The sequence below is a fragment of the uncultured Legionella sp. genome, assembly GCF_937871865.1.
GTDB lineage: Bacteria > Pseudomonadota > Gammaproteobacteria > Legionellales > Legionellaceae > Legionella.
Genome location: NZ_CALMPD010000303.1, coordinates 1 through 13,483, shown reverse-complemented (window position 1 = coordinate 13,483; position 13,483 = coordinate 1). Strand labels below are relative to the sequence as shown.

The following is a 13,483-nucleotide window of genomic DNA, read 5'->3' as shown; positions in this document are numbered from 1 at the left end:
AAATATTGTATATTCTATCTTTTTTGGGGTGTTTTTGTGCAAAAATTGGATCATCTCGATTTGATTGAGTTCGGACAACAGCTGGGTTATCCATTAGATTCTGACGGCCTATGTCAAGGATTTTCCGGTATGCTGATGCAAGCGATTCTTGCTCAGGAGGAAGGGCAATTTTGGAAGCGGCTGAAGCTTGTTGAGCACTATAAAGATAATTTTTCTTTGCTAATTCGTAAGATAGAATTAGTTAAACTCAAGGTTAAAAAGAAAGAAGAGCAATTAAGTGAACAAGACATAGAACTTCTTGAGCTTTTCGCATTTTATGACGGAATTAAATTATATTTAGATTGCGATATTCATCAGGATGTATTTAACAATCGATTTATTACCCATACTAATCTTGATGATATTTATTATCTAACCCATCCTGGAAAACTGGAGCATTATCCTCTTAGGATACTGTTCGATAGGGCTTATGCGTTTAATCAATCCGGTTTAGTGAATTATCTCAACGACTTAGCAATAGGCGTGAGTAGTTATCCTAGTCTTCCTATTCTGGCGATGAGCTGCAATCACAGTGTTTTATTAAAATACAATAAGCATCATTCAGAAAGGCCTTGGGTGTATGTTGATACGAATGATTTTCATAGATATTCGAAGCTTAGCAATTATTACCGCGAATTAAATACCGAAGAGCTGGCTCATAGTTTATTTAATTCATTAAGCGAAAATTCAGAACATATAGTCTTTAATGTCACATTAGTCACTAACCAAAACCCACTTGCCTTTGATAATAGTGCACTGGAACAATTAAGACGCTTACATCCAATAAGCCCAGAGCAGACCGTTATTTATGATGAACATGGTGTTGGACTGCTTTATCTTTCCTGTCTGAATGGACATGTTGAAGCCATTAAGCAGTTATTGATTTATGAAGATATAAAGATAAATGAAGCAACATATGATGGAGCAACCCCGCTTTATATCGCATGTCAAAATGGGCATGTTGAGATCGTAAAGCTCTTATTAGCTCGCAAGGATATAAAGGTAAATAAAGCTGATGAATGTGGAGAAACTCCACTTTATATTGCATGTCAATATGGCCATGTTGAAGTCATAAAACTATTGCTGGCTCGTAAGGATATAAACATCAATGAAGCTGATGAACGCGGAGTAACCCCATTTTTAATCGCATGCCTCAATGGGCATACTGAAATTATAAAAATTTTATTAGCTCACAAAAATATAGAGATCACCGCAATGTTAAATGGTGGAACTTCGCTTTTTATCGCATGCCAAGATGGGTATACTGAACTTATAACCATTTTATTGGCGTGCAAGGATATAAATATAAATGCAGCAAATAATTATGGAGCCACCCCACTTTATATTTCATGTCAAGAAGGACATATTGAAGCCATAAAACTCTTATTGGCTTGCAAGAACATAAAGGTAAATGAAGCAAATAAGAACGGAGCCACTCCACTTTATATTGCATGTCAAGAAGGGCATATTGAAACCATAAAACTCTTGTTGGCTCGCGAGGATATAAAGATAAATGCGGCAAATGAGAAGGGAGTAACTCCGTTTTATATCGCATGTTCTATGGGACATATTGAAGCGATTAAGCTTTTATTGGCTCATAAGGATATTGATATTAATAAAGCAAAGAACAATGGCTCAACTCCGCTTTATATTGCATCCCAATGTGGCGATTTACCTATAGTTGAGATGCTTTTGCAATCAGATAATATTGATGTGAATTGCGTTGGTATAGAACACTACACTCCGTTACTTGTTGCTTGCTTTTCTCCTTCTAATGTCAATCATAAGTTGTTTCGTCTGTTATTAAATAAGGGGGCTAATGTGTATCATAAAAATGATAAAGGTGAAACTGCTCTTGATATTGCCTTTATGCAAGGAAATAACGCGGGTATAGAAGAGATTTGTAAGTATGCTAAAAAGAATAATTTATCTTTAAAATCCCTTATGTCTATCGATACACTGAATAAAGTGCAGGAGTGGGCATTTGCCGATAGTTCTCCTTCTCTGTCAGATCTAAAACTATTTGTGCAACAGAATCTGACAGAAGACCCTGATGTATTAATGAGTACTCGCAGTATGATGGTTTTAGAGGAGGGGAGTGCTGCAGCTGCTCTTTCAGGAATGGGGCTATTTGCTACTAATGCATGCTACATGGATATATGTCCTGAGGTGTTATCCGAGAAAGAGGCTCTGTGGCTCAGTCTGTGGTTGATTTTTATAATCGCATGTACTCAAATTGATCATTGGAGATGGTGCTCATGTTTCAGGGAATATGCTGAGTTTTATTTACATAATGAAATTTTAATATTCTGTTCGATATTATCTTGTTCATCATGACTTATATCTGTAGTATTTAATTTATTATTACTTAATTAGTTTTATCATGCCTCGATTTGATGTTAATAAATTAGTTGTTTTGCATTTATATAATTATATAAAGCCTAAGGGGGAGCAAGATCCTTTGGTAAACCTTGAGCGAAAGTGCAATGGCGTCAAAGTATCAACCTGTATGCGGATTATTCTGATTATACACAGTGATTCATTAATCTCGGATGAACAAATAGGGGCTTACAATGTCCTAAGCGAGTTCCTGAATAAAAAAGATGTGTATTCAGCAAACATTTTTTTTGAGCGGTTGGAAGGCACAAAAGCTTATGAATTTTTGTTGTATTGGATGTTGGGCGGCATCAATCCAAAAAGGCCATTTGATGATACTCGAATTTTGGGTAATGTCAGAGATATCTGGAATAAATCATTAGCGTCATCAAGCAGCAGAGCACAAATATTGAAAACACTTTATTCTACATTCTTTCAATGCTTATTTACTGATAGCACCAATCTTATTAAATTACTTGATATATATAATGGCTCAGATAAGGCTGACAAATTAAAAATGGCCTGTATCAATTGTGCCTGGGCTAGAGAAAAAGGGCTTTTATCTTTATTTTCAGTATTTTATTATCAGTCTTTTGCTGAAAATACTCATTTGAGTTGCCTTGAAAGTAGCCTTAAGTTAGTGGAGAAAAAAATATTAGATAAAGCAATATTATCTGAATTAAGTATGGAAGTTTCTTTTTTTAAATCAAAACATAATATGTCACCAGAGCAACTGGATGGAGTGACTAATCAACTAAAGACCATTAAATACTTACTCGGATTTTTAAATTCATTGAAGACAGATAATACTGAATGTATTAATGAGGCCACTGCCCAGATTGGAGTGATTGACTTAACTGATGATGTGGAAGTAGGGCTTGGGGTTGCTCTTGCTCCTGCTTTAGATGAACACGCTGCATCCACTCCTGTTCCTGGCCCCTGCCCAAGTTTTATTTAATATACGAGGTTTCGTGAACGAAATATGTCACTGACCATTAAACAACGAGTAGCCTTAATTACGCTGAGCTCGGAGTGATCCTGTTATTTTTTACACACTTCATTTTGTTCAATACCATACACCCCTGCTGATTGTACACAAATAGGCCAGTATTCCTCTGAGATGAGCTGCATTACGCCACGTCTATTCCCTCATATTTTTATAAAATAGAGAGAATTATTTAAGCTCTTGTTTTTGGTTTTTATTATTAAATAGCTCTTCGAGCTTGATGTTTAACGATTTTTGTAAATCTTCATCATTTTTTCTGAATGCAACTTTCCATTGTTCTGCCAGCGATGATTTAGGGTAATTTAATTCCATATGCGTCGGTAGACGGTAGGGGAGGAGTTGGGTTAAATCATACAAGCTCACATGCCCTAGATCACGACTTAACATGTAGTGGCCGTCGGCTGTTGCATGAATCAATTCGTTATTAATCAATGAATTAATCATTTCATCCACATCTACTGCGAAGGGCTGTTTACTGGCATCAATTAATTCATTATAGGTTAAGCCTTGACCATTTTTCTTGGCTAACCAAAGTTGATGCAGCCAGAGCAAGGCATGTGAAAATCCATCCAGTGATTTACCAGAACGGCGTTGATGATGAACTGAAAAAGCATAACTGATTTCAGCTCCTAATAGGGTAATAATCCAAACCCAATAAACCCAGATAAAAAATATGGGAACGGTAGCAAAGGCACCGTACAGTAGCTCATAAGTATTGTAGCGAATCAAATAATAAGCAAAGGCTTGCTTTGCCGATTCAAACAAAATGGTTGCAATTAAGGCACCGCATAATGCGTGATGAATTTTAACTGGGCAATTAGGGACAATGACGTATAAAAAAGTAAAACCTACCAGAGAAAGTAATACCGGGGCGTAATGGAGCAGTATTGAGGGAGGATGATGTGCAACTAACATGGGCATTGAAATCAGGTAGGAGCTGGCTGCCAGACTTAAACCAAGAATTACGGGAGCCAAAGAAATAATAGCCCAATAAATTAAAAATGCAGGAACTCCACGGCGTGATGAGCTTACCCGCCAGATTTTATTCATTGCTTGTTCAATGGTAAACATGACCAAGAGGGCGGTAACTATTAAAAAAGCAGCTCCCCAAATTGAAAGCTTTGAAACTTGTGATGCAAACTGTTGCAGATGGGCTTGTACTATTTTACCTGAGGCGGGCACAAAATTATCAAAGATAAAATTTTGAACAGGTTCTGCCAAATTTTGGAAGATAGGGAACGTAGAGAATACAGATAAGCCCACGGACATTAAGGGGACTATTGCTAATATCGTAGTAAAAGCGAGAGCGGATGCGATATAAGTACAATCATCTTTAATAAAATGTTGGATAACAAAACGTACAAAGCGATCGCAGGCATAAAAATGATACGTTAATCGTGCCTTCCAGTTCATGAGTACTCATTGATTTCTTCTATTGTCTTAGTATATAGCGTATGCCATATTTTTTATAAAAGATATTCTCAATATTCATGTTCCATCAGAGGAAGGCTTAACAGAGCAGCGAATCGTTCGAAGACTCTAGTTTTGTTGAAATACATCTTTATCTGAAAGTAGTGAATGAGAGATTCATCGTTTAATTTTTTTGTAAAAAAATTAATTAAAAGCAAAGCTCTTGGTCATTATATTCTTCATTTTGGTGAGATCTTTACACATCTGTAATTCAGGCTCTATGTGGTTTCTTTAATTCGGACAGAATAGGTCATTATTTTTATCTTTGAATATTGCGATAAGCCAATATTTAAATAATTCGTATAAATAAGGCATCAAAAATACATTAAATCGCACTTTTATCCCACATTTAACACTTTTGTAACAACATATTGGTCAGTATGGTTTATTATTATACTAATGGGGATGGAGCTAATGGCAAGGAGATAGCTGTGACGTTGTAATCTGGCTGAGGTGTATCGTATGTTAGCACAAACAGTTATCGGAGTAGTAAAAACACTTAACGGTCTACTAGAAAAAGTTAATTCAGCAGGGGAGGCACATTTTGTAAAATCCGGAGCTCCATTGCATCAAGGTGACATGCTTACCTTATTAAGCGGGGAGGCCTATGTGCAATTTATTAATGGCTTTCCTGAAGCCTTGGCTTTGTATAAACCTCTTCTTCTTGCTGATATTTCACCGTCTTTAAAATTTAATCCGACTAATGTACATGAAGAAATAATTCAAGAAGCCGTTTCTAAAGGTATAGAGCCTGCATTAATCCTGGATATTCTGGAAGCAACGGCTTCTGGTCTAGAAGCTATAGGTTCTGGCGGCGATTCTTTTTATGTTAATCCTATCTATGGTTCAGGAGTAATTACTTCCGGGTTTGATACTTTGTCGTTGAGTTTCCATTATGATCACTCAGAGCTAGACGGCGTTGTTTATCAACCTATATCAGAAACCTCAATTGTTGCTACTGAGAGCCCCGTTCTCGTTGAGAAACCCAACCTTCCAGAACCAATCCGAGGAACTTTTTCGGGCGAAGTAACTGAATCCGGCGGCTTCAATAATTCAACTGGTGGAGTATCACGATTTGAAGCGCAATTAACAAGTGCTAGCGGTTTTAAAACTCAAACAGTCGTTGACGATATGGGAACATTCAAGGTAGATGCTGATTCATGGTCTTATACATTAGATAATGAGAATCCCATAGTTAATGCTCTGAAAGAAGGAGAGCAACGAGAGTTGATCTTCATTGCTGAAACTCAAGAGGGTGATAAAACTGAAATTAAAATAATAATAGTAGGAAGTAATGATGCTCCATCAGCAGAAGCTGATTTTATATCGATAATGCAAGGTGATCGCGCGTTCGGTAATGTATTGGAAAATGACAGTGATCCAGAAAGAGATGCTCTATCCATTACCAGTTTCATGATTGAGGGATATGACGTCGAATATCAATCTGGACAAATGGCCAATATCGAAGGTGTAGGCGAATTGACTATTGATGAAAAAGGATTATTTTCCTTTATTCCTGGTGCCAACTACCATGGTTCCGCTCCCACTGTTATATACAAGGTAACTGATGGCGCTATTGAAACCAGTTCTACTTTATCCATTACTGTAGTGGAAGTTAAAGAGCCATTAGCTGATGGAGATGAGCTTGTTACTGTTGTTGAAGACCGCAGTATCTCTGGCAATGTGTTGTATAACAGCAACGGAAGTCCCGACACAAGAGTGACTACGTTTACAATAGCCGATATCGCTGGAGAATTTCAAGCCGGCGAACAAGTGCTCATAGACGGTGTGGGTTCCTTTTATCTCGATGTGAATGGTAATTACGCCTTTACTCCAATTGCTGATTATAACGGCCCTGTTCCTTTGATTACCTACACCACTGTAGATGGTGATCGTACTACTACAGCGACAATAAACATCACAGTTGAACCTGAGGCTGATGTCGTCGATGACGTTGTATTGACCAATGAAAATACTGAGATAAGCTTTAATGTTATTATTGGAACCAATGGCGCCAGTGCTGATAATTTTAGTGATCCAGACCGTGTGGTTACATCAGTCACTCAGGGGGAACATGGTAGAGTTGTCTTTAATTCAGATGGGACATTAACCTATATTCCTGAGCCTAACTACACTGGTCCAGACAGTTTTACTTACACCGTGACTTCAGGCGGAGTAACGGAAACTGGTACCGTATCTATTACAGTGCAGCCAGTACAAGATCCTCTAATTGATGGTGATGACTTTGCAACTCTGTATGAAGACACAGAGATTCGGGGCAATGTGCTGTATAACAGCAACAGCGGTCCCGACACAAGGGTGACTACGTTTACAATAGCGGGTATGGACAGCGTATTTCAAGCAGGCGAACAAGTCTACATAAACGGTGTCGGTATTTTAAATCTCGATGCGAATGGTAATTGTGTCTTTACTCCAATTGGAGATTGGAACGGTGTTGTTCCTTTGATAACCTACACTATAGTGGATGGTAACCGTACTACTACAGCGACAATAAACATCACAGTTGAACCTGAGGCTGATGTCGTCGATGACAAAGTTGTGACCAAGGAAAATACTGAGATAAGCTTTAATGTTATTACCGGAACCAATGGTGCAAGTGCTGATCATTTTGAGAATTCAGACCGTATGGTTACTGCAGTCACTCAAGGAGCACACGGTAAAGTTGTCTTTAGTGCAGATGGTACATTAAAATACATTCCTGATCTTAACTACAGTGGTTCAGACAGTTTCACATATACAGTAACTTCAGGTGGAGTAACCGAGATTGGTACAGTAAATGTGATTGTTAATCCGGTTGACAGTCCTCCGATTGTTGAGCCTGCTTTTGGCACTGTTTCTGAAGAAGGGTTGCCCTTAGGAATACCTGACTCTATTGGCACTTCTGATGCTACTGATAGCACTATGGTGACCGGCACTATCCACGTAACTGATATCGATTCTACTGAGTTTATATTTATCTTGACTGCGCCAGAGGAGCTTCTGACTTCGAATGGTGTACCAATCACATGGAGTCTCAGTGACACAGGCATCTTATCAGGCTCTGCAAATGGGATACCTATTGCGACAGTATCTGTGGATGCCAATGGCAATTATGTCTTTACTTTAACAGGCCCTATTGATCATCCTGAGTCTGGTGTAGAAGACACTAAAGACATCATTTTTGGAGTACATGTCTCTGATGGCAGTTCAACTACTACAAGTACATTAACCATTCGCGTTGAAGATGATGCTCCTCCTCCAATAGATTCGGCTTCCACTCCTATCACCGAAACTCTTAGCTTGATTAGTACTAATCTATTAATCGTATTGGATATATCCGGCTCTATGGCTTTGAGAGACACTGCTGGAGGTCCTACACGTCTTGCTAATGCGCAAGCATCAATTACCCGTTTATTAGAGCAATACGAAAGTCTTGGTGATGTGCGTGTTCGAATTGTGACCTTTTCAACTAATGCCAATGCATTAGGTTCTGCATGGACGACCGTTGCTCAAGCGAAAGCTCAGCTCAATGCATTGAGGGCTGAGGGGGGCACAAATTATGATGAGGCCCTTGCTGATGCCATCAATGCATTTGATTCGAATGGTAAAATTGCTGGTGCACAAAATGTCAGCTACTTTTTTTCAGATGGAGAGCCAACATTTGGCTCCGGTACTCCATTGATTTTATCAGATGGCACTGAAAGTCCTCGTCCAAATGGTACTGGAACTAACCAAACAGGAGCTGATGTTGGGATTCAGGCAGCCGAAGAAAGCATCTGGCTCAACTTTCTGAAGAATAATCACATTAATTCATTTGCAATTGGTATGGGAACTGGAATAACTAATATTTCATACCTACATCCGATTGCGTATGATGGGCGTACCGGAGTAAATACCGATGCGATTTTAGTAAGAAATACTGCTGATCTGGATGCCACTTTGGATACGACTTTGCTGGATGGAGCTGTTGGTGGTGATCTTGTCAGTGGTGGTTCACTTTATACAAACAATGTATTCGGTGCTGATGGCGGATATGTCAGTTCGATTACCGTTGAAGGAACAACGTACACATTTAATTATGTCTCCAATTCTATCACTGTCACAGGTGCCGACCGCAGTGCGTTTAATGTAGCAAACAGCATTTTAAGTATTAATACTTCTGGTGGAGGTGTCTTTGAGATAGCTCTAAATCAGGGTACTTATATTTATCACCGACCTATCAACTCACAAGTAATAAACGGATTCTCTGAAGTCATGAATTTTACTTTGACTGATTTTGATGGGGATTCGTCCTCTTCAAGTGTGACTGTTACTTTTGTGGATGCTCTTTTATCTTCTGGTTCAGCAGCAGATGACACTATTACAGGAACAGGTGCTCAGGATATCATTTATGCAGGGGAAGGTAATGACATTCTTTCTGGGGATGATGGGGATGATCAACTCTATGGCCAGGGTGGTAATGACATTCTTGATGGTGGTGCTGGAAATGACCGACTTTACGGGGGAGCAGGAAATGATATTCTGACGGGAAGCACAGGGGCTGATCGTTTTATCTTTGTCAGAGGGGACGGAGGTAGTTCAATAGCAACAGCTTCTACCGATATCATTACTGATTTTAACGCAATAGAGGGCGATCGTATTGTTATTTCCGGAGAATCAATCATCGGGGTAACAGTATCTGCTGCCACTACCGTTGACTCTGCAAATACCTACCTTATCACCGTGAGCTACGTTGGTGGAACTACAGAATATTTTAACATCACTCTGCCAAATGGCACATTGAATGACGCGAACAGTGCGATCACCATTACTGGCGGCACTGCAACTATTGATGGCACAATTGTTGGAGCGACTGTTTACATTGATCTTAATGGCAACAATCAGGAGGATGAAGGTGAGCTCCTTGGTTTTTCTGATCAATCCGGGCATGTTCAATGGGTGGTTGATCTTGCAAAACTGGATGTGAATGGTGATGGGCTATTCACGCTTGGTGAAGCTCGTGCAGTACAAACTGGTGGACTGGATATTGACACCGGTTTAAGTTATGAGATTAATCTTTTTGGTCCCGTGGGCTCAGAAGTAATCTCACCTCTTACCAGTCTTTTACAGCCTCTACTGGAAGCTGGCATAGACTACAGTACGGCTAATGCACTGTTGGTATCTCATCTTGGTTTACCGCAAGGGACCGGTTTGATTGCTCTAAACCCAATTACTGGCACTGATGAAATACTTGCACAGAATGCCGCAGTAATGACTGCAGCGGTTCAGTTTGCTGAATTGGCTGCCGTACATTTTTCCGCTGATGAGGCACAGGTTTCATTCTTGGTATTTGGAGCCATCAGCAAGGCATTACTGGATCTTCCGGAGGGTAAGGTTGCTGATTTTAGCGATATACACTTTCTTCAATCAATTTCCGCATATCTTGGTTTAGGTGAGCTTGCCAATCCAACTATGCTGCAATTTATGTCTGACAGCCAGAAGGCTTTGCAGACAAGCCTTGCAACATTAGCTCCCGGTGAGAATGCTTTAGGCGTAATCAGTGAAGTGCAACATATAACTCAAGGCAATTATGCTCAAATGATGGATTTGGCATTGCAGGGTCATGTATCAATGAAAACATTGAATGATTTGAATGCGATTGTTTTTGCTTATATTTGTGCTGATATAAATCTAACGCAACTGACTGCATTTAATACGCAACTTACAACTGTTCTGGAGCACTGGCAGGATAAACTGGATACAGCCTTAATTTCGAATCCGGATAGTGGACTGACTATTAACATTGATACTCTTATACATCAGTTTACCACGGAAAATGATATTACTCCTGAATCTTATTATGGAGTACAACAACCAGTTACTGAACAATTAGCAAGTACAATCTCGGATAATGCGGATGTTCAGAATGCACCAGTTGCTGTACCTGAGCCTGCTGTTTCTGAACACATAGTTGCAGCAGTAGGTATTGAACTGCATGGTACCGATGGTAATGATATTCTTTCTGGTGGCAATGGTGATGATCTTTTATTTGGGATGGCAGGAGATGACATTCTAAATGGTGGAGAAGGCAATGATCTGTTAGTCGGTGGTTCAGGTAATGACATTCTGACTGGAGGCGGAGGGCTGGATATTTTTGCCTGGAATAATAGTGATGTTAATGTGGGCACAAAAGATACCATCACTGACTTTAAGGCTAATTCCATACATGATTATAAGGATGCCAGCATTTTGAATCTGTCTGATATATTGGACGATGAATATTTTAATGAAAATACTCTGGATAATTACTTGCATGTGGCTAAATCTGGCGAGGATACCACTATTGCAGTAGATCCAAATGGAGCCGGTAATTTTAATTCAGCTAATGCTTTAACCATCATATTATCTGGAGTAGATTTAACTGCTACCTTTGCGACTGCTAGCTCAACGGATATTCTTAATCATTTAATTGCTAACGGTAATTTAATTACTGAGGCTTAACTCTATGTCAATGGCTAGCACCGAAGCTGTATTAGCCATTTTATTCTAAAAACATTCATAAAGAACACTCATATTTAGTTCTATTACACTCCTACGATTTATTGCAAACGTCTTGCCTAAAACTTGGTGGGTGAGACGTCGCCCCTTTACATATTCGTAATTATTTTATTTCTGATTAATATTATTAAATTATTTTGTAAGCTATTAATAAAATGTTGTAAATTAATAGAGTTACTTTATCGATGATTTGTTAATATTTATCCTGGATGGCCAAGTATTAATGTATTTCGTAATTGCTCATGATTCAAATTTTAACAACATTGTTACAATGAATTATGCATTTTGATTCCCGGTTGAGCTATGCTTTACTTGGGAAGTTGCACTTTTATGGGGAAGGCTCATGTTAATGCAAGCGGTTGTTGGAGTAGTAAGAGCCCTGAATGGAATACTCGAGAAAGTAAACTCTGCAGGAGAGGCACATCTGGTTAAGACCGGAGCTCCGCTGCATCAGGGAGATGTACTTACTTTATTAAGTGGAAAGGCTTACGTTCAGTTTATTAATGGATTTCCTGAAGTCTTATCTCTTGATAAACCATTGAGGCTTGATGGAATCTCCCCAGTCTTAAAGCCCGGTGTTTTTGATGCGAATGAAGAAATAATACAAGAAGCTTTGGCCAAAGGAATAGATCCTGCACTGATTCTTGATATTTTAGGAGCCACTGCTGCCGGAGTTGATACTATCGGTTCAGGTGGGGACGCATTTTATATCGATCCGCTATACAGTTCCGGGCTGGTATTTTCAGGCATTGATACTCGACCTATATCTAATTATATAACCGATTACAATCCTGAGGGGATTGTATACTCGGGTTCAGATAATCAAAACACATTTATTTCATCTAGCGCGTCCGATTTTATTGATAACAGCATTCTTTCTGGCTCTGTTACAGAGGAAGGGGGCAGTGTTAATAATCCAATTCTTGGTGTTTCAACTGTAGGTGGTGATTTAGCGGGGGCAAATAATTTTGTTGCTGCGACTAAAAGCGATTCATTTGGTACTTTTACTATTGAGTCTTCAGGAAAATGGTCTTATCAATTGGATAATAATGCCCAGCCACTCAATGCGCTGAAAGATGGTGAGACCAAAATTGTAACTTTTACAGTGGACACTGTGAATGGCGTCGAGCGACAAGTTCAAATTACGATTCATGGCGCGAATGATGCGGCAGTCATTTCTGGTGCTACCAGCGGCCTTGTTGTTGAGGCTGGGGGAATAAATAATCTTATTCAGGGAGAGCCTGAATTTAGTGGCCAATTATTCGCAGTAGATCCCGATAATCCAAATAATAAATTTCAAGAAATTTCCCAGGAAAATAGTAATAAGGGCTATGGTACTTTTAGTATCACTGAGGATGGGGTATGGGTTTATCATTTGGATAATAATAACCCTGCTATCCAGGCATTAAAAGGCACGGCGACTATTACTGATTCGTTTACCATACATTCTATTGACGGAACGGCTCAGGAAATTATCGTTACTATCCAAGGATCAAATGATGCTCCAATAGCTTCTGATATGGATGTAGACACGGAACAAAATTCAGTACTTTCTGGCCAGGTTCCCGAAGCAACAGATGTGGATGGTACTATTGCCAGTTATACTTTGGTCACCGATGTGACACTAGGTAATTTAAACTTCACTCCTAATGGAAGTTATACCTTTAATCCCGGTAAAGATTTTAACAATTTGCCACCAGGTGAAACTCGAACGGTAACTTTTACTTATACCGCTATTGATAACGATGGAGGAGTAAGTGCTCCTAAAACAGTACTCATTACGGTAACAGGCACCAATGATGTGCCAGTAGCTGAGGCCTCAAGTTTTAGTGTGGCAGAAGATGCTGCCATAGTGACCGGCCAAGTGATGGCGACTGATGCTGATGCCAATGCCGTGTTGGGTTACAGTCTAAATGCTGCAGCACCAGCCGGATTTATCTTCAATAGCAACGGCAGTTACAGTTTCGATCCAGCCAATGTTGCTTACCAGCATTTAGGCCTTGGTCAGCAGCAAGTGATTACTATTCCCTACACCGTTACTGACGATGTTGGTGC

Annotated in this window: 5 protein-coding genes; 4 read left to right on the top strand and 1 reads right to left on the bottom strand. The window is 39.4% G+C overall.

Annotation, left to right across the window (positions count from 1 at the left end; genetic code table 11):
* Window positions 1–36 precede the first annotated feature (36 nt).
* Together Q0495_RS16400 and Q0495_RS16395 are read left to right on the top strand one after the other, a co-directional pair.
* Window positions 37–2,376 (top strand): ankyrin repeat domain-containing protein, encoded by a 2,340-nt coding sequence (locus Q0495_RS16400; protein ID WP_298628305.1) that lies wholly within the window; start codon window positions 37–39, stop codon window positions 2,374–2,376.
* Between the two features lie 46 nt (window positions 2,377–2,422).
* Entirely contained in the window at window positions 2,423–3,373 is a 951-nt protein-coding gene (locus Q0495_RS16395) for a hypothetical protein (RefSeq protein WP_298628303.1), read from the top strand.
* 216 nt (window positions 3,374–3,589) lie between these two features.
* Here the strand turns inward: Q0495_RS16395 and Q0495_RS16390 are convergent, their stop codons facing one another.
* Complete coding sequence (locus Q0495_RS16390; protein ID WP_298628301.1) at window positions 3,590–4,834, bottom strand: YihY family inner membrane protein; 1,245 nt, start codon at window positions 4,832–4,834, stop codon at window positions 3,590–3,592.
* 519 nt (window positions 4,835–5,353) lie between these two features.
* Here Q0495_RS16390 and Q0495_RS16385 point away from each other — a divergent pair.
* Together Q0495_RS16385 and Q0495_RS16380 are read left to right on the top strand one after the other, a co-directional pair.
* Window positions 5,354–11,371: an Ig-like domain-containing protein gene (locus tag Q0495_RS16385; RefSeq protein WP_298628298.1), complete on the top strand. Its 6,018-nt coding sequence runs from the start codon at window positions 5,354–5,356 to the stop codon at window positions 11,369–11,371.
* 400 nt (window positions 11,372–11,771) lie between these two features.
* Window positions 11,772–13,483, top strand: a 1,712-nt coding sequence (locus tag Q0495_RS16380; RefSeq protein ID WP_298628295.1) for a VCBS domain-containing protein, incomplete at its 3' end; no start/stop codon positions are given.

Bases quoted from the DNA above. Each gene is read 5' to 3' on its own strand.
- Q0495_RS16395 (WP_298628303.1), top strand. From the start codon at position 2,423: ATGCCTCGATTTGATGTTAATAAATTAGTTGTTTTGCATTTATATAAT.
- Q0495_RS16390 (WP_298628301.1), bottom strand. From the start codon at position 4,834: ATGAACTGGAAGGCACGATTAACGTATCATTTTTATGCCTGCGATCGC.
- Q0495_RS16385 (WP_298628298.1), top strand. From the start codon at position 5,354: ATGTTAGCACAAACAGTTATCGGAGTAGTAAAAACACTTAACGGTCTA.